Source organism: Curtobacterium sp. 179-B 9B NHS, from assembly GCF_045370965.1.
GTDB lineage: Bacteria > Actinomycetota > Actinomycetes > Actinomycetales > Microbacteriaceae > Curtobacterium.
Genome location: NZ_JBIQDQ010000016.1, coordinates 1 through 26,543, shown reverse-complemented (window position 1 = coordinate 26,543; position 26,543 = coordinate 1). Strand labels below are relative to the sequence as shown.

24 protein-coding genes are annotated in these 26,543 nt (G+C 72.9%); 20 read left to right on the top strand and 4 right to left on the bottom strand.

What is annotated here, in order from left to right:
* Positions 1-14 precede the first annotated feature (14 nt).
* From ACH0A8_RS13025 to ACH0A8_RS13015, 3 genes are all read left to right on the top strand, one after another.
* Positions 15-2,174, top strand: a complete 2,160-nt coding sequence (locus tag ACH0A8_RS13025) for an ArnT family glycosyltransferase (protein WP_406907333.1) — start codon at positions 15-17, stop codon at positions 2,172-2,174.
* 61 nt (positions 2,175-2,235) lie between these two features.
* Positions 2,236-3,366, top strand: a complete 1,131-nt coding sequence (locus ACH0A8_RS13020; protein WP_311205592.1) for a bifunctional GNAT family N-acetyltransferase/class I SAM-dependent methyltransferase — start codon at positions 2,236-2,238, stop codon at positions 3,364-3,366.
* Positions 3,363-4,085: an alpha/beta hydrolase gene (locus ACH0A8_RS13015; RefSeq protein WP_209684865.1), complete on the top strand. Its 723-nt coding sequence runs from the start codon at positions 3,363-3,365 to the stop codon at positions 4,083-4,085. Before ACH0A8_RS13020 ends, ACH0A8_RS13015 begins: the two co-directional genes overlap by 4 nt.
* Before the next feature lie 76 nt (positions 4,086-4,161).
* Here the strand turns inward: ACH0A8_RS13015 and ACH0A8_RS13010 are convergent, their stop codons facing one another.
* On the bottom strand, positions 4,162-5,511 hold the full coding sequence (locus ACH0A8_RS13010; protein ID WP_406907332.1) for an APC family permease: 1,350 nt from the start codon (positions 5,509-5,511) through the stop codon (positions 4,162-4,164).
* A 165-nt stretch (positions 5,512-5,676) separates the two neighbouring features.
* Between ACH0A8_RS13010 and ACH0A8_RS13005 the strand changes: the two genes are divergently transcribed.
* The 3 genes from ACH0A8_RS13005 to ACH0A8_RS12995 all read left to right on the top strand — a co-directional run bounded on the left by ACH0A8_RS13005 (position 5,677) and on the right by ACH0A8_RS12995 (position 9,999).
* Complete coding sequence (locus ACH0A8_RS13005) at positions 5,677-6,438, top strand: HAD family hydrolase (protein ID WP_406907331.1); 762 nt, start codon at positions 5,677-5,679, stop codon at positions 6,436-6,438.
* An 85-nt stretch (positions 6,439-6,523) separates the two neighbouring features.
* A complete protein-coding gene (locus tag ACH0A8_RS13000) occupies positions 6,524-9,034 on the top strand; it encodes a glycoside hydrolase family 65 protein (protein ID WP_066657193.1) in 2,511 nt (836 codons plus the stop codon).
* Between the two features lie 197 nt (positions 9,035-9,231).
* Complete coding sequence (locus ACH0A8_RS12995; protein WP_066657191.1) at positions 9,232-9,999, top strand: SDR family NAD(P)-dependent oxidoreductase; 768 nt, start codon at positions 9,232-9,234, stop codon at positions 9,997-9,999.
* Positions 10,000-10,015: 16 nt separating this feature from the next.
* Here ACH0A8_RS12995 and ACH0A8_RS12990 read toward each other — a convergent pair whose 3' ends face one another.
* Positions 10,016-10,531, bottom strand: a complete 516-nt coding sequence (locus ACH0A8_RS12990) for a DUF1697 domain-containing protein (RefSeq protein ID WP_406907330.1) — start codon at positions 10,529-10,531, stop codon at positions 10,016-10,018.
* Positions 10,532-10,642: 111 nt separating this feature from the next.
* On the opposite strand from ACH0A8_RS12990, the gene ACH0A8_RS12985 reads away from it, so the two are divergent.
* The 3 genes from ACH0A8_RS12985 (at position 10,643) to ACH0A8_RS12975 (ending at position 13,196) form a co-directional block, all read left to right on the top strand.
* Complete coding sequence (locus ACH0A8_RS12985; RefSeq protein WP_066657186.1) at positions 10,643-11,215, top strand: transcriptional regulator; 573 nt, start codon at positions 10,643-10,645, stop codon at positions 11,213-11,215.
* Positions 11,212-12,480 (top strand): MFS transporter, encoded by a 1,269-nt coding sequence (locus tag ACH0A8_RS12980; RefSeq protein WP_406907329.1) that lies wholly within the window; start codon positions 11,212-11,214, stop codon positions 12,478-12,480. Before ACH0A8_RS12985 ends, ACH0A8_RS12980 begins: the two co-directional genes overlap by 4 nt.
* 236 nt (positions 12,481-12,716) lie before the next feature.
* Complete coding sequence (locus tag ACH0A8_RS12975; RefSeq protein ID WP_406907328.1) at positions 12,717-13,196, top strand: hypothetical protein; 480 nt, start codon at positions 12,717-12,719, stop codon at positions 13,194-13,196.
* A gap of 139 nt (positions 13,197-13,335) precedes the next feature.
* Here the strand turns inward: ACH0A8_RS12975 and ACH0A8_RS12970 are convergent, their stop codons facing one another.
* Positions 13,336-14,808: an NCS2 family permease gene (locus ACH0A8_RS12970; RefSeq protein ID WP_209684873.1), complete on the bottom strand. Its 1,473-nt coding sequence runs from the start codon at positions 14,806-14,808 to the stop codon at positions 13,336-13,338.
* Positions 14,809-14,955: 147 nt separating this feature from the next.
* Between ACH0A8_RS12970 and folE the strand changes: the two genes are divergently transcribed.
* The 6 genes from folE (at position 14,956) to ACH0A8_RS12940 (ending at position 19,493) form a co-directional block, all read left to right on the top strand.
* Entirely contained in the window at positions 14,956-15,561 is a 606-nt protein-coding gene (folE, locus tag ACH0A8_RS12965; protein ID WP_406907327.1) for a GTP cyclohydrolase I, read from the top strand.
* Entirely contained in the window at positions 15,558-16,496 is a 939-nt protein-coding gene (folP, locus tag ACH0A8_RS12960) for a dihydropteroate synthase (RefSeq protein WP_066657176.1), read from the top strand. The genes folE and folP overlap by 4 nt, the downstream gene beginning before the upstream one ends.
* Positions 16,493-17,248, top strand: coding sequence for a pyrimidine reductase family protein (locus ACH0A8_RS12955; protein WP_406907326.1), 756 nt, complete (start codon positions 16,493-16,495; stop codon positions 17,246-17,248). Before folP ends, ACH0A8_RS12955 begins: the two co-directional genes overlap by 4 nt.
* Before the next feature lie 43 nt (positions 17,249-17,291).
* Positions 17,292-17,996 carry a hypothetical protein gene (locus tag ACH0A8_RS12950; RefSeq protein ID WP_406907325.1) on the top strand — a complete coding sequence of 235 codons (705 nt, stop codon included), beginning with the start codon at positions 17,292-17,294 and terminating at the stop codon, positions 17,994-17,996.
* Between the two features lie 208 nt (positions 17,997-18,204).
* On the top strand, positions 18,205-18,858 hold the full coding sequence (locus ACH0A8_RS12945; protein ID WP_406907324.1) for an HAD-IA family hydrolase: 654 nt from the start codon (positions 18,205-18,207) through the stop codon (positions 18,856-18,858).
* 89 nt (positions 18,859-18,947) lie between these two features.
* The gene (locus ACH0A8_RS12940) at positions 18,948-19,493 is read left to right on the top strand and encodes a type 1 glutamine amidotransferase domain-containing protein (protein ID WP_066657169.1); all 546 of its coding nucleotides are present in this window, start codon (positions 18,948-18,950) and stop codon (positions 19,491-19,493) included.
* A gap of 111 nt (positions 19,494-19,604) precedes the next feature.
* Here ACH0A8_RS12940 and ACH0A8_RS12935 read toward each other — a convergent pair whose 3' ends face one another.
* Positions 19,605-20,102: a molybdenum cofactor biosysynthesis protein gene (locus ACH0A8_RS12935; RefSeq protein ID WP_271826596.1), complete on the bottom strand. Its 498-nt coding sequence runs from the start codon at positions 20,100-20,102 to the stop codon at positions 19,605-19,607.
* Positions 20,103-20,473: 371 nt separating this feature from the next.
* Between ACH0A8_RS12935 and ACH0A8_RS12930 the strand changes: the two genes are divergently transcribed.
* From ACH0A8_RS12930 to ACH0A8_RS12910, 5 genes are all read left to right on the top strand, one after another.
* Complete coding sequence (locus ACH0A8_RS12930) at positions 20,474-22,018, top strand: DNA-3-methyladenine glycosylase 2 family protein (RefSeq protein WP_251155280.1); 1,545 nt, start codon at positions 20,474-20,476, stop codon at positions 22,016-22,018.
* Positions 22,015-22,533, top strand: coding sequence for a methylated-DNA--[protein]-cysteine S-methyltransferase (locus ACH0A8_RS12925; protein ID WP_209684879.1), 519 nt, complete (start codon positions 22,015-22,017; stop codon positions 22,531-22,533). The genes ACH0A8_RS12930 and ACH0A8_RS12925 overlap by 4 nt, the downstream gene beginning before the upstream one ends.
* Positions 22,534-22,746: 213 nt before the next feature.
* Positions 22,747-23,604 carry an alpha/beta fold hydrolase gene (locus tag ACH0A8_RS12920; RefSeq protein ID WP_058729653.1) on the top strand — a complete coding sequence of 286 codons (858 nt, stop codon included), beginning with the start codon at positions 22,747-22,749 and terminating at the stop codon, positions 23,602-23,604.
* Positions 23,605-23,686: 82 nt separating this feature from the next.
* Complete coding sequence (locus ACH0A8_RS12915; RefSeq protein ID WP_081985143.1) at positions 23,687-24,559, top strand: hypothetical protein; 873 nt, start codon at positions 23,687-23,689, stop codon at positions 24,557-24,559.
* A 352-nt stretch (positions 24,560-24,911) separates the two neighbouring features.
* A complete protein-coding gene (locus tag ACH0A8_RS12910) occupies positions 24,912-26,387 on the top strand; it encodes an APC family permease (protein ID WP_066657154.1) in 1,476 nt (491 codons plus the stop codon).
* The last annotated feature ends 156 nt before the right edge of the window (positions 26,388-26,543 follow it).

Genomic DNA, 26,543 nt, shown 5'->3' with positions numbered 1-26,543 from the left:
GCACGCTCGGGGGCATGACCCAGACGATCCCCGCCGAGCGCCCGCGCCTGCTCCCGCCACCCATCCGTCCGCACGGCGTCCGCGACCGCCTGGTCGGTCTCGTCCGCGGCCGTGCGGACACCGCGCGGTGGGAGCGCCCCGCGTTCCTCGGGCTGCTGCTGGTGACCGCTGTCCTCTACGTCGTGAACCTCGGCGTGAACGGCTGGGCGAACGCGTTCTACTCGGCAGCGGTGCAGGCGGGGAGCCAGAGCTGGGAGGCGTTCTTCTACGGCTCCTCCGACGCAGCGAACGCGATCACGGTCGACAAGCCGCCGGCGTTCCTCTGGGTGATCGGCATCTCCGTCCGGTTGTTCGGGCTGAACTCGTGGTCGATCCTCGTGCCGCAGGCGTTGATGGGCGTCGCGTCGGTGGCGGTCCTGTACCGGATCGTCCGGCGCCGGTTCCCGGCCGGTGCCGCCCTGACCGCGGGTGCGGTCCTGGCCACGACCCCGGTCGCGACCCTCATGTTCCGCTACGACAACCCGGACGCCCTGCTCGTGCTGCTCACCGTCGGGGCGATCGCCCTGACGCTGCGCGGGGTCGAGTCCGGGCGGATGCGGTGGGTCGTCTGGGCCGGCGTGCTCGTCGGGCTCGGCTTCCTGACGAAGCAGCTGCAGGCGTTCCTCGTGCTGCCGCCCCTGGTCGGGGTGTACCTCCTCGCGTCGCCCCGCCCGGTGCTCCGGCGGATCGGGCACCTGTCCGCGGCGGCGCTCGCCGTGGTGGTCTCCGCCGGGTGGTGGGTCGCGATCGTCGAACTCGTGCCGGCCTCGGCTCGGCCGTACGTCGGCGGGTCGCAGACGAACAGCTTCCTCGAGCTGACCTTCGGCTACAACGGGCTCGGCCGGGTCACGGGCGACGAGACGGGGAGCGTCGTGCCCGGCGGGACGACCGGGGCGGGGTCGTGGGACTCGACCGGCCTGACCCGGCTGTTCGGCTCGGAGTTCGGCACGCAGGTGACCTGGCTGCTGCCGACCGCGCTCGTGCTGCTCGTCGTGTCCCTCGTGGCGCTCGGGGTCCGTCGCCGCCGTGACCCGCGGCTCGCGACCGTGCTGGTGCTCGGCGGCTCGTTGCTCGTCACCGGGCTGGTCTTCAGCTTCATGGGCGGGATCTTCCACCCGTACTACACGGTGGCGCTCGCGCCGTACATCGCGGGCGTGGTCGGCATCGGCGCCGGGCTCCTGTGGGAGCGCCGCACGTTCCTCGCCTGGCGCATCGTCGCCGCCGGCGTCGTCGCCCTCTCCGGAGCGTGGTCGTCCGCGCTGCTGTCCCAGGCGTCGTCGTGGCAACCGTGGATCCGGTGGGTGGTCCTCGTCGTGGCCGTCGTCGGGACCGTCCTCGTCCTGCTGCCGCCGCGCGGTCGGGGCCTCGCGGGGGCGACGGTGGCGACCGTGCTCGTCGCCGCGCTGCTCGGGCCGACGGCGTTCTCGGTGCAGACCACCACGGTCGGGCACACGGGTGCGCTCCCGTCGGCCGGGCCGAGCGTCACGACGAGCGGGTTCGGCGGGGGTCGCGGCGGCGCGCCCGGTGGTCAGGGTGGTCCCGGCGGCCAGGGAACGCCCGGCGGCCAGGGAGCGCGCGGCGGTCAGGGCGGCCCCGGCGGAGCACCGGGCGGCCAGACCGGCCAGAACGGGACCGGCCAGAACGGGACCGGCCAGAACGCGACCGGCCAGAACGGGACGCGCCAGAACGGGACGAGCCAGAACGCGAACGGCCCGGGGACCGCAGGCGGCACCGACGGCCGCACGAACGCCCCCGGCGGCGGCACGAACCTGCTCGGCGGTTCGACCGAGGTGTCCGACGAGGTCGTCGCCGCGCTGTCCGCGGACGCCGACGAGTACACCTGGGCCGCCGCGACCGTCGGGTCGAACAGCGCCGCCACGTACCAGCTCGCGACGGGCGACCCCGTGATGGCGATCGGCGGCTACAACGGCACCGACCCGGCCCCGACCCTGGCGGAGTTCCGGACACTCGTCGCCGCGGGGAAGGTGCACTGGTTCGTCGGTGGCAGCACCAGCACCAGCACCAGCAGCAGCGGGAGCGATGCCGCAGCCGAGATCGCCGAGTGGGTCGCCGCGCACTACGAGCCGACGACGGTCGACGGCGTGACGATGTACGACCTCACGCCGGCGTCCTGACCACGGACACCGCCGGTACCGCCCGCGTCCCCCGGACACGAGCGGGCGGTACCGTCGATCCGTGACGATCGAGCTGCGCCGGGTGACCGCCGAGGACTGGGCCGTCTGGCGCCCGGTCCGCCTCGCCGCCCTCACCGACGCGCCTCAGGCGTTCGGCTCCCGCCTCGAGGACTGGCAGGACGCTCCGGAACACCGCTGGCGCACCCGGTTGTCGCTGCCGGGCGCGGTCGACCTGCTCGCGGTCGAGGAGGGCGACACCGTCGGGATGGCGAGCGGGGTCCCCGACCCGGACGACCCCGCGCTGGCCGAGCTGATCTCGATGTGGGTCGCGCCGCGCGCCCGCGGTCGGGGGCTCGTCGCACGCCTCGTCGACGAGGTCGCCCGCGTGCTCGTCGCGCAGGGGACCGAACACCTCGAGCTCTCGGTGATGCCGGACAACGACCGCGCACGCCGGGCGTACGAGCGCATCGGGTTCAGCGCGACGGACACCCCCGGTGACCGGCTTCCGGACGGCCGGACCGAGACCGTGATGCGCCGCGACCTCAGCGCCGAGCGCACGCTCCTCGCGTACGAGCGCGGCGCCGACCGCTGGACGGAACGGACCGACGACCACCGCGCGGGACTCGTCGACGACCTGCTCGGCCTCGTGCCCGGCGGCGCCCACGTCCTGGAACTCGGCTCCGGCCCAGGTCGGGACGCGGACGCGCTCGAGGCAGCGGGCCTCCGTGTCGACCGGACCGACGGCACCACGGCGTTCGTCGACCGGCTCCGCGCCGCCGGCCACGAGGCCCGCGTGCTCGACGTCCGCCGCGACGGCTGGGGCGGCCCGTACGACGCCGTCGTCGCGAACGCGGTCCTCCTGCACGTCGCGCGGTCGGACACCCCCGCCGTGCTCGAGCGCGCGCGCCGGGCGGTCCGCCCCGGTGGCGTCCTCGCGGCGACGGTGAAGCGGGGCGACGGTGACGGCCAGGGTGACGGCTGGAGCGACCGGAAGCTCGACGACCCCCGCTGGTTCACCTACTGGGACGAGGACGCCCTCGCGGCAGCCGTCACGACCGCCGGGTGGCACGACGTCCGGGTCCGTGAGACCACCCGCCCCGGCGCCGAGGAGCGCTGGCTGACCGTGACGGCCCGTCGGCCCGAGGAGGACCAGCCCGACGAGGACCGGCCCGACGAGGAGGACCGACCGTGAACCGAGCACTCCGATGGACCGCCTGGGTCGTCACCGTGGTGGTGCTGCTCGCGGTGGTCTTCCTCGTGTACGCGAACATCGTCATGCAGGGCACCAGGAGCGCTGCGCTGCAGGTCTGGCGGGACGACCGTGTGGCCGTGCGCGACGTGGGCGACAGCGTCGTGATGACCCCGACGGGCAGCGACGACGGCAAGGGCATCGTCTTCATCCCGGGCGCGAAGGTCGACCCCTACGCGTACCTGGCGACCTTCCGCCAGGTCGTCGCCTCGGGCACCACCGTCGTCATCACGAAGCCGACGCTGAACCTGGCGTTCTTCGACACCCGCCCGTTGGCGACCTTCGAGGCGCACGCACCCGGTGTCCGCACCTGGGCGGTCGGCGGCCACTCGCTCGGCGGCGTCCGCGCGTGCCAGCTCGCGCAGGACGCGGACGGTCTGCTGCTGCTCGGCAGCTACTGCGCGAACGACATCGCTCGTTCGTACGTCCAGGTCCTCAGCGTCTCCGGCTCTCGCGACGGCCTCTCGACGCCGGAGAAGGTCGCCGCTGCCCGCGACGAGCTCCCCTCCACGGCGCGGATGGTCGAGATCGAGGGTGCGAACCACGCCGACTTCGGCGCCTACGGCGACCAGCCCGGCGACCGCACGGCGACGATCTCACGCGAGGACGCGCGGGCGCAGATCAGCGCGGCCGTCCAGGACTGGGTGCGCACCCTGGGCTGACGCGACCACACGACAGACCGGAGGCTCGGTGCCAGCCGGCACAGAGCCTCCAGACCGTCGGCTGATCGGGGAGTGATCAGTGGATGCGGCCCGCCTCGTGGTCGCGACCGGTCCGGCGGCCCGTCGCACGGGCGACGAAGTACAGCACCACGCCCACGGCCAGCAGCAGGGCGGCGTACAGCCAGACCTGCCCGCTCTGCTGCGTGAGCAGCAGGATGCAGGACGCCACCCCGAGCACCGGCACCCACGTCCACACACGGAAGTGGTCGTGCTCGACCCTGTCCTTCCGCAGCACCAGCACGGCGACGTTCGTGCTGATGAAGACGAACAGCAGCAGGAGCACGACGGTCTCGGCGAGGGTTCCGACGTCACCGACGAGCGTCAGGAGCATCGCGACGACGGTGGTCGCGACGATGGCGACCCACGGGGTCTTCCGGTTCGGCAGGACCTTCGCGAGCAGGGCGGGCAGGAGCCGCTGCTCCGCCATGCCGTACGTGACGCGGCTCGCCATGATCATCGTGAGGAGCGCGCCGTTCGCGACGGCGACCAGGGCGATGAGGCTGAACACCCAGTCGGGGATCGGCACGCCGGTCGCCGACACGACGGCCAGCAGGGGGCCGCTCGACCCGGACAGCTCCGAGGCCGGCAGGGCGATCGAGCTCGCGAGCGCGACGAGCACGTAGACGACGCCGGCGGCGGCGAGGGACCCGAACAGCGCGCGGGGGTAGACGCGACGGACGTCGCGGACCTCCTCGGCGATGTTCGCCGAGGTCTCGAAGCCGACGAACGAGTAGTAGGCGACGATCGCGGCGCTCAGGGTCGCGAGTGCGGGGTTCGCCTCGGCGGGGAAGGCGCCGATGCGCGAGACGTCGCCGCCGCCACCGCCCAGCATGACCGCGACGACCACGATGACGATGACCAGGCCGGAGACCTCGATGATCGTCATGACGACGTTGCTGCGCAGCGAGTCGGAGATGCCCCGGGCGTTCAGGCAGGCGACGAGTGCGAGGAACACGATCGCCGTCGGCACCGGCGGCAGGTCCACGAAGGTGCCGAGGTAGTCGCCCGCGAACGCCAGTGAGAGCCCCGCGGCGCTCGTGACACCGGCGGCGAGCATGCTGAAGCCGACGAGGAACGACACGATCGGCGTCTTGTACGCCCGCTCGGCGAACACCGCGGCGCCACCGGCCTTCGGGTACTTCGTCACGAGCTCGGCGTACGAGCCCGCGGTCAGCAGGGCCAGGAGCAGCGCGAGGACCAGCGGTGCCCAGAGCGCGCCGCCGACGTCCTTCGACAGGGTGCCCATGAGGGCGTAGATGCCGGCGCCGAGCACGTCGCCGAGGATGAAGAGGAACAGGAGCGGGCCGGTGATCGCCTGCTTGAGCTTCGAGCCCGAGCCGTCCTGGGCCGTCGTGGTGGTGCTCATGTGGTGCCTTCCGTCACGCCCAACCTCGACGGGGAGCGGTCCGAGCGCTCCCGGAAGGTCCGCTCGGCGCGGTCGACACGGGTCCTCCCGAGCCTGAGCGTCCGAGCCGGGGCGGTCCTAGACTCGATCGGAGCCGAACCGACCACCGAGACCAGAGGAACTCCGATGACGATGCCGGACCGGCGCACGCCCGCACGACTCGCCGACACGCGGGCACTCCTGTTCGACCTGGACGGCGTGCTGACGCCCACCGCCGACGTGCACATGCGCGCGTGGAGCCGCCTGTTCACGCCGTTCCTGTCCGAGCACGGCGCTGCGCCGTACACGGAGCAGGACTACTTCGACCACATCGACGGCAAGCCCCGCTACGACGGGGTCCGTTCGTTGCTCGCGTCCCGGGGCATCGAGCTCCCGCAGGGCGCGCCGGACGACGCCCCCGGGAGCGACACCGTGTGCGCGCTCGGCAACCGCAAGAACGCCGAGTTCACGGCCGAGCTGACCGAGCACGGCGTCGAGCCGTACCCGGGGTCGCTCCGGTTCCTCGTCGCCGCGATCGCCGCCGGCATGCAGGTCGCCGTCGTGTCGAGCTCGGCGAACGCGACGCAGGTCCTGCGCACGGCGGGCATCCTCGACCACTTCCCGGTGGTCGTCGACGGCCTGGTCGCGCGTCAGGACGGCCTCGCCGGCAAGCCCGCGCCGGACACCTACCTCGACGCCGCCGGGCGCTTCGGGCTGGCCCCGGCCGAGTGCGTCGTCGTCGAGGACGCCACGAGCGGGGTCGAGGCCGGTCGGAACGGCGCCTTCGGGCTCGTCGTCGGCGTGGACCGCGGCGCCGGAGCCGACGCGCTGCGCGAGCACGGCGCGGACGTCGTCGTCCAGGACCTCGCCGAACTCGTCGACCAGCTCCCGGCCCCGCGCACCAGCTAGCCTCCCGTCCCACCGGAACGGCCCCGACGGCGTGGCCAGACCGTCCGACCACCGCACGACTCCTCCCTCCCACGGAGCACACGCCATGAACCCCATCACCTCCGACCCCCTCGACCGCGTCCGCTACCCGGTCGACGAGTGGGCGCTCGTCGAGACCGAGTACGCCCCGGACGAGCAGGGCGTCGCGGAGACGAACTTCGCGGTCGGCAACGGCTACCTCGGCCTGCGCGGCAACCTCGACGAGGGCCGCGGCGGCGTGCAGTACGGCACGTACGTCAACGGCTTCCACGAGACCTGGCCGATCCGGCACGCCGAGGACGCCTTCGGCTTCGCCAAGACCGGGCAGACGATCATCAACGCGCCCGACGCCAAGGTCATCCGGTTGTACGTCGACGACGAGCCGCTGGTCCTGGCCGAGGCCGACATCCTGCGGCACACCCGTCGGCTCGAGTTCCGCGGCGGCTACCTGTACCGCGAGACGGAGTGGTCGACGCCGTCCGGCAAGCGGGTGCTCATCCGTGCCCGTCGACTCGTGTCGTTCACCGACCGGCACCTCGCCGTCATCGACTACGAGGTCACCGTGCTCGACGGGGACGCCTCGATCCTGCTGTCGAGCCAGATCCTCAACCGGCAGGACGTGCAGGACGAGTACCACGCGGGCATGCGGGCTGCGGCGAACGCCTTCGACCCCCGCAAGGCCGAGGCGTTCACCGAGCGGGTGCTCGAGCCGAAGCTCAAGCGCAGCACGGGCGGCCGTTCGCTGCTCGGCTACCAGGCGTCGAGCTCGGGCATGACGATCTGCGTCGGTGTCGAGCACCACCTGGAGACCGAGAACTCGTGGGACGAGGCGTCGTCGATCGAGGACGACCTCGCGAAGCACGTCTACCGCGTGCAGGCCCGCGCCGGGGTGCCGATCCGACTCGTGAAGCACATGGTCTACCACACGTCCCGCGGGGTGCCGGCGCGGGAGCTCGCCGACCGGTGCGAGCGGACGCTCGACCGTGCGCGCGCCGAGACGGTCGAGGAGACCTTCGCCAAGCAGCGCGCGTGGATGGACGACTACTGGACGCGCAGCGACGTCGAGATCCCGGGGCAGCCCGCGATCCAGCAGGCGGTCCGGTGGAACCTGTTCATGCTCGCGCAGGCCACCGCCCGCACCGACGGGCACGGCATCGCGGCGAAGGGCGTCACGGGCTCCGGGTACGGCGGTCACTACTTCTGGGACATGGAGATCTACGTCCTGCCGTTCCTGTCGTACACGGCGCCGATCGTCGCGCGGAACGCGCTGCGCTTCCGCTACAACATGCTCGACGCCGCTCGGTCGCGGGCGCGGGAGCTGAACCAGCGCGGAGCGCTCTTCCCGTGGCGGACGATCAACGGCGAGGAGTCGAGCGCGTACTACGCGGCCGGCACCGCGCAGTACCACATCGATGCGGACATCGCCCATGCGCTCATGCAGTACGTGCGGGCCTCGGGCGACACCGACTTCCTGAAGCGCGGGGCGATCGACATCCTGGTCGAGACCGCCCGCCTGTGGTCCGACCTGGGCTTCTGGCGGTCGAACGGCGACCGGAAGTTCCACATCGACGGGGTCACCGGGCCCGACGAGTACACGACGGTCGTCGACGACAACCTCTACACGAACGTGATGGCGCGGGCCAACCTGTGGTTCGCGGTGAACGCCTGCCGGCAGCTCGCGACCGACGACCCGGAGGAGTACGGCCGCATGGTCCGGCGCACCGGGCTCGTCGACGACGAGGTCACCGAGTGGGAGCACGCCGCCGAGTCGATGGAGATCCCGTTCGACCCGCACCGCGGCATCCACCCGCAGGACGCCCAGTTCCTCGACAAGGAGCTCTGGGACCTCGAGAACACGCCCGAGTCCAAGCGGCCGCTGCTGCTGCACTACCACCCGCTGGTGATCTACCGGTTCCAGGTGCTCAAGCAGGCCGACGTCGTGCTCGCGCTGTTCCTGCAGGGCCACGAGTTCACCGCGGCCGAGAAGCGTCGCGACTTCGACTACTACGACGCCCTGACGACCGGTGACTCGACGCTCTCCGCCGTGGTCCAGTCGATCATGGCGGCCGAGGTCGGGTACCACGACCTGGCGGCGCAGTACTTCCTCACGGCGCTCTACGTCGACCTCGCCGACCTGCACGGCAACACCGCGGACGGCGTGCACATCGCGTCGACGGGCGGCATCTGGGGTGCGCTCGTGAACGGCTTCGGCGGCATGCGCGACCACGGTGGCCGGATGACGTTCAACCCGCGCCTGCCGAAGGACTGGGAGCGCCTGACCTACCGCATCCAGGTGCACGGCTCGCGCGTCCGGGTCGACCTGGAAGAGGACGCGATGACCTTCACGGTGGAGACCGGCGAGGGCTTCACCGCGTGGGTGCACAACCAGCAGTGGGACGTCACCGCGGGGGCGCCGACGGTCGTGCCGCTCGCCCACCACGGGCCGCGGATGAGCGGGCACGCGCCCACCACGAGCGACATCCAGGGCACGCTCCGGGCGGACGGCTCCGTCATCACGGCGTCGATCCCGATGATCTCGCTGGACCGGAACCTCGACCTCGACGAGACCACCGCCTGATCGTCCGGCCGGGAGGCGCGGTGCGGGTCCGCCCCGCGCCGCGCCTCCCGTCGTCTCCGTACCCTCCACCCCGGCACCGGTGCCGCCTCCGTCCCGCCTGCACACGCGCCCAGGCGGGTGCGGGCACCGTGGTCGTCCGTGCCCCCGGGCCGACGGCGTCTCCTGCGGCACGAGCAGTGCATCGAGAGGAGACACACATGGACAAGCGGTTCGAGGGCAAGGTCGCGATCGTCACGGGAGCCGGGTCGGGCATCGGCGAGGCCACCGCGCGGGCGTTCGTCGACGAGGGAGCTGCCGTGCTGCTCGTCGACAGTGTCGAGGACAAGGTCCGTGCCGTCGCCGACAGCCTGCCGACCGGTCGTGCGGTCGCGCTGCAGGCCGACGTGGCCGACCCGGCGGCGTGGGAGACGATCGTGTCCGGCGCGGTGGACCGGTGGGACCGCGTCGACGTGCTCGTGAACAACGCCGGCACCTTCACCTCCGGCGACATCACCGACATCGAGCCCGACGAGTGGCACCGGGTCATCGAGACCGATCTGTCGAGCGTGTTCTACGGCACGCGGGCGGCGCTGCCGTTCCTGCGGGAGACCAAGGGGTCGGTCGTGAACACGTCGTCGGTCTCCGGGATGGACGCCGACTGGCGGATGAGCCCGTACAACGCGGCGAAGGGCGGCGTCTCGAACTTCACGAAGGCCGCGGCGCTCGACAACGGGCAGTTCGGTGTCCGGGTGAACGCGGTCGCGCCGGGCCTCATCTGGACGGACATGACCCAGCAGCAGGCCGAGGACGAGGAGCTCCAGCACGCGTTCGCGGAGCGTGTCTCGCTCGGTCGCGGCGGGCGCTCGGAGGAGGTCGCTGCAGCGGTCCTGTTCCTGGCCAGCGACGCTGCGTCCTACATCACGGGAGCGATCCTGCCGGTCGACGGCGGGACGACCGCGAGCAACGGGCAGCCCGCGCAGTCCTGACCGTCCGACGCGCGGCTCAGAGCAGCTTGCGCAGGGTGTTCGTGTTGCGGGTCGTCGTCGTGCGCCGGAAGCGCGCGGCGGCGGCCCGCTTCGCGAACGCGGTGTCGGTGCTCGAGCCCTTCGGGCAGGACCAGTAGACGACACCGTCGCCCCGGGCCACCCGCTCGACACCGTCGTCGAGCGACAGGTCGGCGACCAGGCCGTCGAGGGCGGCGTCGTCGGAGCCGAAGACGACGTGGTCGTGCCGGTCGGGGGCGGAGTCGAACGGGAAGCCGTCGACGACCTCGGCGAGTCGCTCGTGCGGGACGAGGACGATCCGGGCGTCGTACCCGAAGCGGTCCCCCAGGGCCTGCTCGACGGCGGTCTGCACCGCCGACGCGTCGCCCGGTGCCGTGAACACGACGTTGCCCGAGGCGAGCACCGTCCGCACGTCGGTGTACCCGAGGCCCCCGAACAGCGCCGCGAGCTCGGCGTTCCGGATCGTGATCCCGTTGACGTTCACCCCGCGCAGCAGCGCGACCCACCTGGACATGCCGGAACCGTAGCCTGCCCGGCGGCGGTGGGGCGAGCCTCCCGGCCGATCCGCAACGACGATTGCGCAATAGCCATTGCGCAAGAAGTCTTGTGCACCTATGGTCGAGCCATGGACGTGCAGCGACTCGACGACGCGGCGCAGATGCGCGCGCTCGCCCACCCGACCCGGCTGCGGCTCGTCGGGCTGCTCCGGACCGGTGGCCCGCAGACCGCGGCGATGCTCGGCGAGCAGGTCGACGAGGCACCGGGGACGATCAGCTACCACTGCAAGCGCCTGGCCGACGCCGGCTTCATCGAACCCGCACCCGAGCTCGGCACCGACCGACGTGAGCGCTGGTGGCGGGCGGTCGCGCAGCACACGTCGTGGGACCTCGCGGACGGCTTCGACGACCCCGACCGGATGGTCGCCGGCACCGCGCTCGACCGGACCGTCGCGCAGGCGTACGCCGACGAGTACACGGCGTTCCTCGACCACGTCCCGGCCTTCGGGCGCGAGTGGGTCGCGGCGTCGAACAGCGGCGACCGGACCCTCCGGCTGACGATCGACGAGCTGCGTGCCCTCGGGTCGGAGCTGCAGGGCGTCCTCGACCGGTGGGAGGCGCGGAGCGCCGAGCACGAACCCGGCGACGGTGCCGAGCGGGTCACCGCGGTCGTCCAGAGCTACCGGTCGGCGCGCCCGTGAACGCGCACTGGCGGCTGCGGTCGCTGCTCGCCGTCCAGGTGGTCTCGCGGACCGGGAACGTCGCGACGACGCTCGCGGTGCCGTTCGTGGTGCTCTCCCGCGGCGGGTCGGCGACGGACGTCGGCATCGCGGCCTTCGCGGCGACGATCCCGATCGTGCTCGGCGGGGCCTTCGGCGGCGTGCTCGTCGAGCGCTTCGGGTTCGTCCGGTCGAGCGTGGCGTCCGACCTGGTCAGCGCCGCGACGCTCGTCGCGATCCCGCTCCTGGCGTGGACGGTCGGGCTGCCGGCCTGGGCGCTGCTCGTGCTCGTGTTCCTCGGCGGCCTGTTCGACACCCCGGGGGAGTCGGGCCGGCGGGTGCTCCTGCCGGGACTCGCGACGGCGGCGGGGATCCCGCTCGAGCGTGCCGTGGGCCACTTCGAGGCGTCGGTGCGCTTCTCGGTGCTGCTCGGCGCCCCCGCGGCGGGACTGCTCGTGGGCGCCGTCGGGCCGTTGCCCGCACTGGCCGTGACCGCCGCCGTGTTCGGGGCGGCAGCGGTGCTCGCCGCCGTCACGCTGCGGGGTGTCGTCGTCGCTCCCGCGACCGACGCGGGCGCCGCCGAGCCGTCCGCCGGGTACTGGCGCGACCTCGGCGCCGGGCTGCGCTTCTGCGTGCGCGACCCGCTCTTCCGGCTCGTCATCACGCTCGTGCTCGTGACGAACCTGCTCGACGCGGCGCGCTCGACAGCGCTGCTCCCGCTCTACGCCGACCGAGTGCTCGACGGCGCGCAGTCGCTCGGGATCGTCAGCGGGACCTTCGGTGGTGCGGCGTTCCTCGGATCCCTCGCGTTCGGGTACGTGGCGCACCGGGTGCCCCGGCGGATCACGTTCGTGGTGTGCTTCGTCCTGGCCGGCGGGCCGTCGCTCGCGGTGCCGGCGCTCGGGCTCGGGCTGCCGTGGGTGCTCGGCGCGTGCGTGCTGTCGGGCTTCGCGGCGGGCGCGCTCAACCCGATCCTGGGGGCGGTCGAGCTCGAGCGCATCCCGTCACACATGCGGGCCCGGGTGTTCGGGCTCCTGTCGGCGGGGTCGTGGGCGGGCATCCCGCTCGGCGGACTCTTCGGGGGCATCGCTGCGGACGGCATCGGCGTGACCGGGACGTTCGCGATCGTGGCCGTGGTCTACACGATCGTCACGCTGTCGCCGCTGCTCGGTGGGTCCTGGCGGCTCATGGAGCGCCCGACGGCGACGGCGCCCGCGGCCGTGCCGCCGACGGTCCCGGTCCCGTAGCCCGGTCGGCAGCGCTCGCGGGCGGCCGGCCGCGGCGCTCGCGGCGGCGCGGTCGGTCGGTCGTCACGCCGCACCACCGGAAGCACGTCGCACCACGGGATTCCGTGGTGCGACGTGCTTGCGGTCGTGCGCGAGCGAGTCGAACCAGCGCACGACCGCACCACCCGAACGCGACGAAGGAGCCCGTCCCGCACTTGCTCGGAGCGACCCGAGCGACGCTCCGGTAGACGAGGAGCATGACGGACGAGCGCAACGCAGACGGCCAGGCAGCAGACGGACAGGGACCGGACGACGCACACGTGGTGCCCGAGGGGGTGTCCGAGGCGACGGTCGAGGCGCTCGGCACGCTGTCGGCCGCACTCGAGGTGCTCGAGCACGCACGGGGCCTGCTCTACGGGTTCCACCGACTCACCGGGACCGCGGACCTGAACCTCGGCGAGGCCGTCGAACAGCTCCGGAAGGCCGGCCACACCGAGCTCGCCGAGCGGATCGACACCGAGCTGGTCGGCCGCAACGTCATCGACGGGCGGTGGACGTTCCAGATCGTCGAGGACTACGACGACAACTACTACGCCCTCGCGAAGGAGCTCGAGCAGACCGCCCGCGACCAGCTCGTCGGCGGGAAGCGCCACCTGTTCGAGGCGAGCATGAAGGAGGACCGGCGCACCCCGGGCCGACGCCGCCACGAGGCCAAGCCGGCCGACCTGCGGGACTGACCCAGCGCCTCCCGGCCGGACGTACCGGACGCACTCTCGCGGAACGCACCGTGGGCGGCCCCTCGCAGCGGGATGTCGCTGCGAGGGGCCGCCCACGGTGCGTCGTGCGGAAAGCGCGGGACGCGGAAGCGGGAGCGCGCTACCCGACGCCGAGCAGCGCCTCGAGCGGCCCGCGCGCGAAGTACAGCAGGAAGCCCGCCGCCACGACGTAGAGGAGCCAGGAGACCTCGCGGCCGCGGCCGGACAGCAGCTTGATGAGCACCCAGCTGATGAAGCCGGCGCCGATGCCGTTCGCGATCGAGTAGGTCAGCGGCATCACGACGATCGTCAGGAACGCCGGCAGCGCAGCCCCGAAGTCACTCCACTCGATGTCCTTCACCTGCGCGACCATGAGCGCACCGACGACGACGAGTCCGGCGGCCGCGACCTCGAGCGGGACGACCTGGGTCAGGGGCGTGAGGAACATCGACGCCAGGAACAGCAGGCCCGTCACGACCGAGGCCATGCCCGTGCGGGCGCCCTCGCCGATGCCCGACGCCGAGTCGATGAACACCGTGTTCGACGACACCGAGGCGCCACCACCGGCGATGGCGCCGGCACCCTCGACGACGAGCGCCGACTTCAGGCGGGGGAAGGTGCCGTCGGGCTTCGCGACACCGGCGGCCTTCGCGAGCCCGGTCATCGTGCCCATCGCGTCGAAGAAGTTCGTGAAGACGAGGGTGAAGACGAGCATCGACGCGGCGACCGGGCCGATGCGGGTGAACGCTCCGAAGACGTCGGCGTGCCCGACGAGCGACAGGTCCGGCAGCGCGAAGAGGGCGTTCGGCAGGCCGGGGGCGTTGAGGTTCCAGCCGGTGGGGGAGTCGACCGAGGTGGGGACCTTGAAGATCGCCTGCAGGACGATGGCGATCACGGTGGTGCCGATGATGCCGATGAGCAGCGCGCCCTTCACCCGGCGGGCCATGAGCGTGCCGATGATGACCAGGCCGATCAGGAACACGATCGTGGGCAGGGCCGCGACGGAGCCGTCCTCACCGAGCTGCAGCGGCGGCGAGGCGTTCTTCGTGGTGCGGACGAACCCCGAGTCGACCAGACCGATGAACGCGATGAACAGGCCGATGCCGACGGTGATCGCGGCCTTGAGCTGCGCGGGCACGGCCGTGAAGATCATCGTCCGGATGCCGGTCAACGCGAGGATCACGATCACCACGCCGTTGATGACGACGAGGCCCATCGCCTCGGCCCAGGTGACCTGGTGCACGACGCTCACGGCGAGGAACGAGTTGATCCCGAGGCCCGCGGCGATGCCGAACGGCAGGTTCGCGACGAGGCCCATCGCGATCGTCATCACACCGGCGACGAGGCCGGTCGCGGCGGCGACCTGCGCGTTCTGCAGCCAGCCGCCGAGGACGTCCTGCGGCGCCTGGTCCTGGCTGAACCCGCCGAGGATCAGCGGGTTGAGGATGACGATGTAGGCCATCGTCACGAAGGAGACGAGACCACCACGGATCTCACGGGGGATGCTCGACCCGCGGTGCGTGATCGAGAAGAAGCGGTCGAGGCCGGATGCGAAGCGGTTCCGGGGCGGGGTGTCGGTCTGCTGGGCGCTCACCGAACGAGTTTACAGAACGCTGGGAGTCCGAGCGGCTCGTGTGTCGCTGCAGGGCACCGGCCTGGAGGCGCGGGTCACCGACCCGGGGGACGGTGCGTCCGACAGGCGGCCGCGTTCTGCGGCCATCCGACGGTGTTGGATGAGAGCGTGAACGAACGTCTGGACCGCGCGCGGGTCGAAGCCGCCGTGCGTGAGCTCCTCCTCGCCGTCGGCGACGACCCTGACCGCCCCGAGCTCGAACGGACCCCGGCACGCGTCGCCGACTCGTACGCCGAGTTCTTCGCCGGCATGGGGGTCGACGCCACCGCGATCGCCCGCTCCGGCGCCGTGCACTCCGAGGACGGGGAGCGCGGGCAGCTCGTGGTCGTCCGCGACGTGCGGTTCCGTTCGATGTGCGAGCACCACCTGCTGCCGTTCATCGGCGTCGCCCACCTGGCGTACGCGCCGGGCGAGCAGCTCATCGGCCTCGGGACCCTGTCGCGCGTGCTCGACGCCGTGGCCTCGCGTCCGCAGCTGCAGGAGCGGCTCGGCGAGCAGGTCGCGTCGGCGGTGGCCCAGGGGCTCGACGCCGACGGCGTGCTCGTCGTGCTCGACGCGACGCACCAGTGCGTGACCGCCCGCGGCGAACGGCAGTCGGGCTCGTCGACGGTGACCGTCGCCGCGACCGGCAGCCTGGCCGAGGCCTCGGGGCGGGCCGAGGCGATCGCGCTCATCGGGACGGGCGCCGGGACCGACCACGGGGTGGACGCATGACGAGCGAGCAGCCGACCACGGGCCTCCAGGCCGTGACACCCGCACCCGGCTGGGTCGTGCCGGCCCTGCGCGACCCGGTCCGCACCATCGGGCGCCGCACCTTCGACTTCGACCACCGCATCGCCGTCATGGCGATCGTGAACCGCACACCCGACTCCTTCCACGACAAGGGTGCGACCTTCGCACTCGACCGGGCCGTCGAGGCCGCCGTCCGCGCGGCCGACCAGGGGGCGGACTGGGTCGACATCGGCGGGGTGAAGTTCGCGCCGGGGCCCGAGCTGTCCGCCGACGACGAGATCGACCGGGTGCTGCCGGTCGTGTCCCAGCTCGCCGAGCAGTCCGACGTCGTGATCTCGGTCGACACCTTCCGGCCCGAGGTCGCTGCGGCGACGATCGCCGCGGGGGCCAGCGTCGTCAACGACACCACGGGGTTGTCCGACCCGCGGATGGCGTCCGTGGTCGCCGACTCCGACGCGACCGTCGTGATCACGCACTCGACCGCCCCGCCGCGCCAGCAGCTGCCGACGCCGCCGACGTACGCTGACGTGACCGCCTCGGTCGTGGACTTCCTGCGCGAGCGGGTCGACCGTGCGCTCGCAGCGGGGATCCCCGAGTCGCGGATCATCGTCGACCCCGGGCACGACCTCAACAAGAACACCGTGCACACGCTCGAGCTGACCCGACGGCTGCCCGAGGTCGTCGCGCTCGGGTTCCCGGTGCTCGCAGCGGTGTCGAACAAGGACTTCGTGGGGGAGTCCCTCGGACGTCCCCGTGGTGCTCGCCTGTCGGGGTCGCTCGCCGCAGCGACCGTCAGCGCGATGCTCGGCGCCCGGATCGTCCGCATGCACGACGTCGTCGAGAGCGTCGACGCGATGCGCATGGTCGAGGCGGTCCTCGGCTGGCGCGAACCCGTGGAAGCGAGGCACAACACGTGAACAGCCCCTCCCTGCCGGCGTCGATCGCCGACCTGTCCGACGACGAGCTGCTCGACCGGTACACCGCGGACGTCCCCGACGGCCCCTGGCTGCGGGTGAACTTCGTCGCGACGCTCGACGGTTCGGCGTCCGCGTCGGGTCGCACGGCGTCCCTCGGCGGGGACGACGACCTGCGCGTGTTCGACCTGCTCCGCCGGGTCGCCGACGTCGTGCTCGTGGCCGCCGGCACCGTGCGCGACGAGGAGTACGGCCCGATGGTGCTGCACGACGAGGACGTCGCCTGGCGCCGCGCGCACGGGATGCCCGACCACCCGGTCTTCGCGATCGTCACGAACTCCGCGTCGGTGGACGCGGGCTCGCGGGTGTTCACCGAGGCTCCGGTGCGGCCGATCGTGCTGACGTCCGGGTCCGGTGCCGCGTCGTCGTCCGGGCAGGCCCTGGCGTCCGTCGCGGACGTCGTGGACTGCGGCTCGGATGCTGTCGACGTGGGTGCCGTGCGGGACGCCCTGGCCGCTCGGGGCCTCGACCGGATCCACTGCGAGGGCGGTCCGTCGTTCCTCGGGGCGCTCGTCGCCGCCGACGCGGTCGACGAACTGACGCTGACGATCGACCCGACGCTCGAGGGCGGCGAGGGTCCGCGCATCGCGACCGGGTCCTCGCCGGAGCTGCGCCGGATGCGGCCCGCGCACGTGCTGCTCGGCGACGGCGGTGTGCTGCTGACCCGGTGGGTGCGCGACCGTGACGAACGGTGACGGGCTCCGGTACTGAAACCTGACATGCCAGTAGGCTCCTGGCATGGTCTCGATCTTCTTCCCCACGCCCCTGACCGCCCGGCCACTCGTCGCGACGGGAGCCGTCGTCGTTGCCCTCGTCAGCGGTCTCGTGACTGCGCCCGACCCAGCGGCCGCTGCCCCGAGGTCCTCGACGACCTCGACCGAGCGGGGCATCCGCGACCTCGTCGAGCAGGCGCAGTCGTGGGAAGCGCTCACCGACAGCGAGACCACGGCGGCGGTGGCGGTCTGGTCCGGTTCGGGACGGACGTCCTCGAGCGGGCTCCCCCTCGACCTCGCACGAGCGCAGGCTTTCGTGACGGTCGACGGGACGGTCCTCCGGCTGCCCTTCGCTGAGGGTGCCGACGTGTTGCCCGAGTCCAGCGTCACGGCCGTCCTCGACGGCGGGCGCATCAGGACCTGGAGCGAGCTGGTCCTGACGCCGAAGACGGCTGACTCGGGTCGCCTGCAGACCTGGATCAACGGGATCGCCGGTCTCGATCGTGACGTCGCAGCCGGACCGGCGGCGCGCTCGACCTGGTGGAGCCGGTTCTCGTCGTGCCTGAACAGTGCCGGGGTCGCAGCATGGGCCATCACGGCCCTCACCATCGCGTGTTCTGCAGCATGCCTGGTCACGGCGGGCGTCGGCTGCATCGCCTGCATCACTGCTGCCGGCGCGGCGACCAGTGGGACGATCTCCTTCTGCGCGGGGAAGGCGAGCCGAGGGTGAGTCGCCGATCGACCCGGCGCGGCTCGATCGTCGCTGCCGTGCTCTGTGGTTGCGCTGCGGTCGTCATGGTGAGCGGCCACATGGTCCCCGCGCTCCGAGAGGGCCCAGCGGTGGTGTGGATCACGACCCTGGCGCTGATCGTCGCTGCGGGTGCTGTGATCGTTCGAGACCGGCGGCCGGGCGACCGGTAGCGGCTAGGGTCGGACGCGTGATCGACGTCGTGGTGTCCGGGGTGCTGTTCGACATGGACGGGACGCTCGTCGACTCGACCGCCGTGGTCGAGGAGGCGTGGAGCCGCTTCGGTGCGGAGCACGGCATCGACCCCACCGAGATCCTCGGCTTCTCGCACGGGCGGCAGACGATCGACACCGTGCAGCGCTTCCTGCCGCACCTGGCCCCGGACGAGCAGCGGGCGATCGTCGCGACGATGATCGCCGCCGAGATCGGGTACACCGAGGGCATCGTCGAGGTGCCGGGAGCGGGCGCGTTCGTGCAGCGCCTGCTCGACACCGGTGTGCCGGTCGCCCTCGTCACGAGCGCGCCGCGGGAGCTCGCGGTGGAGCGGATGCGGGCCGCGGGGGTCCCGGTGCCCGAGGCACTCGTGCCCTCGGAGGACGCCGAGCGGAGCAAGCCGCACCCCGAGGGCTACCTGCGTGGTGCCGCGCTGCTCGGGGTGCCGCCGGAGCGGTGCCTGGCGTTCGAGGACGCCCCCGCCGGGGTCGAGGCAGCCGTCGCCTCCGGAGCCACGACCGTCGTCGTCGGGACGCTCGAGGCACCGGTCACCGCAGGGCTGCCGCGCATCACGGGGTACGACGGCATCGAGGTCGTCCGCGAGGGGTCCGCTTTCCGCATCCAGGGCTGAACGTCTGCTCCGGACTGCGAACGTCCCCAGGCCGTCCGGACGACCGTGGACATCGCGCCGGGAGACCCCCGGCAGCGGAAGGAGCGACCATGGCAGCCCTCGACGGCAAGAAGATCCTCGTCATCGCGACGAACTACGGCGTGGAGCAGGACGAGATCGTCGTCCCCACCGACCAGCTCCGCGAACGCGGTGCCGACGTCACGGTGGCGGCGCAGGAGTCCGGCTCGATCGAGACCCTCGTCGGCGACAAGGACCCGGGCAAGTCGGTCTCCGTCGACACCACCATCGGCAGTGTCAGCGGCGCAGGCGACTACGACGCACTCGTCGTCCCCGGTGGCACCATCAACGCGGACACCATCCGCCAGGACTCGGACGCGGTCGCACTCGTGAAGGCCTTCGCCGAGGCGGGCAAGCCCGTCGCCGCGATCTGCCACGGCCCGTGGACCCTCATCGAGGCCGGTGTGCTGCAGGGCAGGACCATCACCTCGTTCCCCTCGCTGCAGACCGACGTGCGCAACGCCGGCGCCGAGTGGGTCGACCAGGAGGTCCAGGTCGACGGCGGCCTGATCACGTCGCGCAACCCCGACGACCTGCCGGCGTTCGTCGACGCGATCGAGCAGGCGCTCACCGCCTGACCCGCTCGCACCACGCACCGTGGGCGGCACCTCGCAGGGCTACGGCGCTGCGAGGTGCCGCCCACGGTGCGTTTCCCGGAACGGCCGGAACGGGCGGGGAGCGCCCGTCCGTCAGAGCGCGACGGGGCGCGCCGTGCGGAGCACCGCGGGCCCGAGGGTGAGCACGCCGTCGGACTCCGGGTCGCAGCGCACCCCGCCCAGCCCGCGCATCGCCCGGAACGCGCCGGGAGCCACCTCGTGGTCCATCCAGGCGCACGGGTTCGCCGGCCGGTACCCGCGGAAGGACACCGGACCGCCGGACCCCGGGCTCTCGAGCGAGAACGGCGAACCCCGGAGTGCCTCGACGTCGGCACCCCGCAGGTACACGTTGCGCCGGGTCGCCGCGGGGTCGACGGTGGCACCCACCGCCTCGGCCACGGCGTCGAGCCCCTCGAGACCGATCACCGTGACGGTGGCGTGCACGTGTGCCCGTGCGGCGAAGTAGCGGTCACCGACGATGCCGAGTCCCGCCCGGAGCTCGATCCGGTCGCGGAGCTCCGGGCCCGCGGCCGGCAGCGCCCCGTCCGCCGGGCGCCCCTCGTAGCGGTGGTGCGGGGAGACGAGCAGCATCGCGACCTCGACGTCGGTGCGGAAGGGCAGGTCGCCGGGGCCGGCCACGTCGTCGACGGAGGTCACGGCGCCCACGGTAGTCGTGCCTCCCGGCCGGCACCGCTGCCCCGCTGCCGTGGTGAGACGCCGGCGTGCGCGCGCGACGCCGCGAAGGTTGTGAGACGCCGCCGGATCCCGCGGCGTCTCGGAGCGAACGGTGCGTCTCGACGCGACGCCGCCGTCTCGACACAGCCGCCGACCGCCGGTGCACACCGCCGCCCCGCTGCCGTGTCCGATTCCCGCCAGTACCTGTCGGCGGCCCGTGCCAGGCTGACCGCGTGACGAACCCCGCAACCCGCACGGAGCCGCAGCCCGACGCGCAGCCCGACGAGCTGCACGCCGAGCGCCACCGCGCCGTCGCCTCCCGCGACGCGCGGTTCGACGGCCAGTTCGTCACCGCCGTGCACTCCACCGGCATCTACTGTCGCCCGAGCTGTCCCGCCCGGACCCCGCGCGCCGAGGGCGTCACGTTCTACCGCACGAGTGCCGCCGCCCACCTCGCCGGCTTCCGCGCGTGCAAGCGCTGCCTGCCCGAGGCGACGCCGGGCAGCCCGGAGTGGGACCTCCGTGAGGACGTCGCCGGCCGTGCCGTCCGACTCGTCCTCGACGGCGTCGTCGAGCGCGAGGGGGTACCCGGCCTGGCCGCCCGCGTCGGGTACTCCGAGCGGCAGCTGGGCCGGATCATGACCGAGGAGCTCGGGGCCGGACCGAAGGCCCTCAGCCGGGCGCACCGTGCACAGACCGCGCGGACGCTCCTGACCTCGTCGGACCTGCCGGTGGCCGACGTCGCGTTCGCCTCCGGCTTCACGAGCGTCCGGCAGTTCAACGACACCGTGCGCGAGGTCTTCGCCCTCACCCCCTCCGAGCTCCGCGCGCGCCGGACCGACCGCCCGGCGTCGGCCGACGACGGCTGGCTGCACGTCCACCTCCCCGCCCGCGCGCCCTTCGACCTGCAGGGCCTGCTCGACTGGCACGCGCTCCACGCGCTGCCGGGGCTGGAGCACGTCGAGCGGGACGCCTCGGGCCGCGTCACGGCCTACGGTCGCCTCGTCGCCCTGCCGGGAGGCCCGGCCCGCTTCACCGCCTCGGCCCCCGCCACCGACGGGGTCGGCAGGGGCGCGGGGCGCGTCGGGGTCGCCCTGCGCGTCCGGCTCACGACGCTCTCCGACCTGCCGACCCTCGTGGCGCGGGTGCGGGCCCTGTTCGACCTCGACGCCGACCCCGAGGCGGTCGACGCCGTCCTCGCCACGGACCCCGTCCTCGCCCCGGCGGTCGCCCGGGTCCCCGGCATCCGCCTCCCCGGCGCCGTCGACGCACACGAGGTCGTGTTCCGCACCCTGATCGGGCAGCAGGTCTCCGTGGCCGCCGCCCGCACCGCACAGACCCGGCTCGTCGCAGCCCTCGGGGAGTCGGTCGACCCGGGGCTGGCCGAGGACGGGCTGCTGTTCCCGACCGCGACGACGATCGCGACCCGCGGGCACGAGGTCCTGCGGGGACCCGCGGCACGGGTGGACACGATCCTGCGCGTCGCGGCGGCGCTCGCCGACGGGTCGCTCGTCGTCGACGCGGGACAGTCCCTCGCGGAGCTGCGCGCCGGGCTCCTGGCGGTGAAGGGCATCGGGCCGTGGACGGCGGACTACGTGGCCCTGCGGGTCCGGCACCACCCGGACGTGTTCCTGCACAGCGACCTCGCCGTGCGGAACGGTGCACAGGAACTCGGACTGCCCGGTGGCGCCCGCGAGCTCTCCCTACGGTCGGAGCAGGTGGCGCCGTGGCGGAGCTACCTGACGATGCACTGCTGGCGTCCGATCGTCGACCGCGCGAGCGCGACGGCGGAGGCAGCAGCGGCGACGGACCACCAGGAGGAGACAGCATGACCGAGCCCACGACGACCATCCAGACGCTCGACACCCCCGACGGCCCCTTCACGGTGCTCGAGGACGACGAGGGGTACGTGCTCGCGTCGGGGTGGACCGACGACTCCGCACGGTTGCTCGCGCGGCTGGCCGACCGGCACCGCCCACGACGGCTGACCGACGGCCGGGTGCGTGCGGCCGAGGCGGTCGAGGCCTTCTACGCCGGCGAGGTGGAGGCGGCGATGCGGGTCCCGGTCCGGCAGCACGGCACCGACCTGTTCGCCGAGGGCTGGCGGCAGCTCCGCGCGATCCCGGCCGGCACCGTCCTGACGTACACCGAGCTCGCGGCGGCCATGGGGCGACCGGACGCCGTCCGCGCGGCTGCGAGCGTCTGCGCGCGGAACGCCCCGGCGCTCTTCGTGCCGTGTCACCGGGTGCTGCGGTCCGACGGGACGCTCGGCGGCTTCGCGTGGGGGCTCGACGTCAAGCGCTCCCTGCTCGAGCGCGAGTCGGTCGGCGTGACCGCGCTCGCCTGAGCCGCTCCGTGCGCGGGAACCGAGCGGCGACCGAGCGGGAACCGAGCGGCGATCGAGCAGGTTCGACCGAGCAGAGTGCACAGGGAACGTGGAGCGCTCCCCCTGGTTGCGGGTGGTGACGCTCACGGTCCGGACTGTCATGCTCTGGGTACCGACCCGCACGGTCCCTCCGCAGGACCCGACGCAGCGCCGTCGCGCACCTCGGAAGGACCCATGCCCCCCGACCAGCACGCCCCGCCCGGACAGCAGCCGGGGGACCCCGCGCACGTCGACCGCACGGTCGTGTCCGCGGACGGCACACCGCTCGCGGTCGCCGAGAGCGGCTCCGGGCCCGCCCTGGTGCTGGTCGGCGGCGCCTGGGACCACCACGGCAGCCCGGCGGTCGACCGGATGGTCGCGGCCCTCAGCGACCGCTACCGTGTCGTCACCTACGACCGGCGGGGTCGGGGTGCGAGCGGGGACACCGCGCCGTGGTCGGTCGAGCGCGAGGTCGAGGACCTGGCGGCGGTCGCGGCGTCCGTCGACGGCCCGGCCGACGCGGTGGGGTGGTGCGTCGGTGCAGGGGTGGTGCTGCGTGGCCTCGCCGCCGGCGTGCCGTTCGGGCGCGCGGTGCTCTGGGAGCCGCCGTACCGCGCCACGGTCGACCCGCAGGGCGACGACGTGCTGTTCGCGGACTTCCTCGACGGGCACGTCGCGGCCGGACGCCGGGCGCAGGCGGTGCGAGCCTTCCTGTCCCGCGTGCTCGGCATCCCGATCCCGCACATCACCGCGGCGCGCCTGAAGCCCGGACTGTGGCGGTCGCTCCTGGCCGACGCACACGTGCTCTCCCGGGACGTCCGGGTGCTCAACGGCCTCTCCGTCCCCGAGCGGGTGGCGGCGTCGGTCGGCGTCCCGGTGCTCGTGGCCTCGGGCGACGGCGGCGCCGAGTGGATGCGGCAGGCCTCGGTCGCGCTGGCCGAGGCGGTGCCCGGCTCGCGGCACCTCGTCGTCCCCGGTCAGGGGCACGTGCCGGAGCCGAAGGTGCTGCGGCACCTGGTCGACCGGTTCGTCGGGCTGCCCGCGCCCGAGTGACGTGCGCGCCCGGAGCCGCTGCGGTCGGTCGTCACCGGCCGACGCGGGAGGGTGGGCATCGCGGGTGCGAGAGGATGGAGGCGTGACTGCTCCCCGCCTCGGCCTGCTGCTCGACGTCGACGGACCCATCGCCAGCCCGGTGACCCGGACGATCGCGATCCCCTCGATCGTGGCGGACCTCGTCGCGCTCGCCGCCGAGGGCGTCCCGATCGTCTTCAACACCGGCCGCAGCGATGCGTTCATCCGCGAGCAGGTCGTCGGTCCGCTGATCGCCGGAGGGCTCGCGGAGGGCGGCCGGGTGCACGCGGTGTGCGAGAAGGGTGCCGTCTGGTGCTCGATCGGCCCGCAGTACGAGGGCGGGATGAGCGACCTGGTGATCGCCGAGGACCTCGCGCTCCCGCGGGACTTCGCCGACGAGATGCGCGACCTCGTCCGTGACGAGTACGCCGACCTGGTGTTCTTCGACGAGACGAAGCACGCGATGGTCTCGATCGAGCAGCGCGTCGAGGTGCCGAACGCCGCGTACCTCGCCCGCCAGGCCGAGTTCGACGCGAAGGCGATGGCGGCGCTGGAGCGGCGCGGGCTCGGTGTCCGCCGGCTCGACGACGTCCGACCGGACGCCGACGGCGCGGTGCAGTGGCGCGTCGACCCGACGATCATCTCCACCGACGTCGAGTCCGACCGGTCCGGCAAGGACATGGGTGCCGAGCGAGCCCTCGAGCTGCTCGCGCAGGACGGGGAGCTGCCGGTGACCTGGCGGACCGTCGGCGACTCTCGTAGCGACTACGCCATGGCGGACTGGTTGCACGCCAACGGGCACGACGTCGCGCACGTGGACGTCCGGCCGGCGGACGGGGTGCCGGCGACGCCGTACCCGGTGCTCACCGCGGACGACGGCGTGATCCACGACGAGGCGGGCGCGCGCTTCCTGGCCGACTGGCGCCGCGGCGCCTGAGCTGCCCGCGTTCGGGCGGGCCTCCCGCGCCGGACCCGCGCCGAGCCTCCAGGCCGGGTGCCCGGGTGCCGAGACGCCGGCGTCTGCACCAGACGCCCTGAGTGCCTCGAGACGGTCCCGGATCCGGCGGTGTCTCGACGCGTCGACGGCGTCTCGCCGGGACGCCGTCGTCTCGCACCCCACGCCGTCTCGCCCGGACGCCAGCGCCGCCCTCACCCGGACGCCAGCGCCGCGCACCGTCCGGACGGCTGGTGCTGCTGGCCCCGTGTCCCGGGGCGACACCGTTTGCGAGCCGGGGTGGTACACCAGTACCCTCACGGGGTCCACCGCCAGCCGTTCGACGGGAACCCCCATGGCATCACCGCTCCGCATCAAGTCGATCGAGGCCTCCCTCGCCGACTCCGAGGAGGAGGGTCGCTCGCTCAAGCGGTCCCTCAAGACGTTCGACATCGCCGCGATGGGCATCGCGGTCGCCGTCGGCGCCGGCATCTTCTCGGTCGGCGCGAACGCCGCCGCGAACTTCGCCGGCCCGAGCGTCATCATCTCGTTCCTGCTCGCAGCCGTCACGTGCGGCCTGGCGATCATGTGCTACGCCGAGTTCGCCTCGACCATCCCGGTCGCCGGCTCCGCGTACACGTTCACGTACGCCACGATGGGCGAGCTGCTCGCGTGGATCGTCGGGTGGGACCTCATCCTCGAGACCCTGACCGCGAGCGCCGTCATTGCGAAGTACTGGGGCATCTACCTGAGCACCGCGTTCGGGGTCTTCGGCATCGACCTCCCCGACACGATCCAGCTCGGCCCGATCGGCTTCACGTGGGGCCCGGTCCTCATCGTCGGCGTCTTCACGCTGCTGCTCGCGTTCGGCACCCGCCTGTCGTCCCGCGTCTCCGCCGTCATCACGATCATCAAGGTCGCGATCGTCGTCTTCGTCATCGTCGCCGGGGCGTTCTTCGTCAAGGCCGCGAACTTCACCCCGTTCGTCCCGCCGGCCGAGGCGTCCAAGGGCGCCGAGGGCGGTGTGCTGACGCAGTCGCTCGTGTCCTTCGTGACCGGTCAGGCCCCGGCGCAGTACGGCGTGTTCGGCCTGCTCGCCGCGGCCTCGCTCGTGTTCTTCGCCTTCATCGGTTTCGACGTCGTGGCGACGAGCGCCGAGGAGACCGAGAACCCGCAGAAGACCCTGCCCCGAGGCATCTTCATCGGCCTCGGCATCGTCACGCTGCTCTACATCGGCGTCAGCATCGTCATCACGGGCATGGTCTCCTACCAGCGGCTCGCCGACGAGGAAGCGCCGTCCCTCGCCTCCGCCTTCGACATCGTCGGACTGCCGTGGGCCGCGGGCATCATCGCGATCGGCTCGCTCATCGGCCTGACCACCGTGGTGATGGTCCTGCTGCTCGGCCTGTCCCGCATCGTCTTCTCGATGAGCCGCGACGGTCTGCTGCCCCGCTGGTTCTCGAAGACGAACCCGAAGACGCAGACCCCGGTGCGGGTGCAGGTCGTCGCCGGTGTCGTCGTCGCGTTCATCGCCGGGTTCACCGCCGTCGAGCGCCTCGAGGGCATGATCAACATCGGCACGCTCTCGGCGTTCGTGCTCGTGTCGATCGGCATCGTGGTGCTGCGCAAGACTCGCCCGGACGCACCGCGAGCCTTCCGGGTGCCGTGGGTGCCGGTCCTGCCGATCCTCTCCGCGGTGCTGTGCTTCTGGCTCATGCTCAACCTCGAGGTCGAGACCTGGCTGCGCTTCATCGCCTGGCTGGCGATCGGGTTCGCGATCTACTTCGGCTACAGCCGACGCAACAGCCGGGTGGGCAAGGGCCTGCAGTAGCGGGCGACGGCCTCGCCGGCGGCTTCGCCGCGCGCACAACGGGAAGCACCTCGCGCCACGGATCGCCGTGGCGCGAGGTGCTTCTGGTTGTGCCGGAGCAGCCCGCGCCGCCGTCCGCCGCCCGCGCCGCCGTCCGCCGCCCGCGCCGCCGTCCGC

What these genes read in the sequence shown, in the direction of transcription:
- ACH0A8_RS12950 (WP_406907325.1), top strand. Translation starts at nt 17,292, where the DNA reads ATGGTCTCGATCTTCTTCCCCACGCCCCTGACCGCCCGGCCACTCGTC.
- ACH0A8_RS12975 (WP_406907328.1), top strand. Translation starts at nt 12,717, where the DNA reads ATGACGGACGAGCGCAACGCAGACGGCCAGGCAGCAGACGGACAGGGA.
- ACH0A8_RS12925 (WP_209684879.1), top strand. Translation starts at nt 22,015, where the DNA reads ATGACCGAGCCCACGACGACCATCCAGACGCTCGACACCCCCGACGGC.
- ACH0A8_RS12995 (WP_066657191.1), top strand. Translation starts at nt 9,232, where the DNA reads ATGGACAAGCGGTTCGAGGGCAAGGTCGCGATCGTCACGGGAGCCGGG.
- folP (WP_066657176.1), top strand. Translation starts at nt 15,558, where the DNA reads ATGACGAGCGAGCAGCCGACCACGGGCCTCCAGGCCGTGACACCCGCA.
- ACH0A8_RS12920 (WP_058729653.1), top strand. Translation starts at nt 22,747, where the DNA reads ATGCCCCCCGACCAGCACGCCCCGCCCGGACAGCAGCCGGGGGACCCC.
- ACH0A8_RS13005 (WP_406907331.1), top strand. Translation starts at nt 5,677, where the DNA reads ATGACGATGCCGGACCGGCGCACGCCCGCACGACTCGCCGACACGCGG.
- ACH0A8_RS13000 (WP_066657193.1), top strand. Translation starts at nt 6,524, where the DNA reads ATGAACCCCATCACCTCCGACCCCCTCGACCGCGTCCGCTACCCGGTC.
- ACH0A8_RS12985 (WP_066657186.1), top strand. Translation starts at nt 10,643, where the DNA reads ATGGACGTGCAGCGACTCGACGACGCGGCGCAGATGCGCGCGCTCGCC.
- ACH0A8_RS12910 (WP_066657154.1), top strand. Translation starts at nt 24,912, where the DNA reads ATGGCATCACCGCTCCGCATCAAGTCGATCGAGGCCTCCCTCGCCGAC.
- ACH0A8_RS12940 (WP_066657169.1), top strand. Translation starts at nt 18,948, where the DNA reads ATGGCAGCCCTCGACGGCAAGAAGATCCTCGTCATCGCGACGAACTAC.
- ACH0A8_RS12935 (WP_271826596.1), bottom strand. Translation starts at nt 20,102, where the DNA reads ATGCTGCTCGTCTCCCCGCACCACCGCTACGAGGGGCGCCCGGCGGAC.
- ACH0A8_RS12990 (WP_406907330.1), bottom strand. Translation starts at nt 10,531, where the DNA reads ATGTCCAGGTGGGTCGCGCTGCTGCGCGGGGTGAACGTCAACGGGATC.
- ACH0A8_RS13010 (WP_406907332.1), bottom strand. Translation starts at nt 5,511, where the DNA reads ATGAGCACCACCACGACGGCCCAGGACGGCTCGGGCTCGAAGCTCAAG.
- ACH0A8_RS13025 (WP_406907333.1), top strand. Translation starts at nt 15, where the DNA reads ATGACCCAGACGATCCCCGCCGAGCGCCCGCGCCTGCTCCCGCCACCC.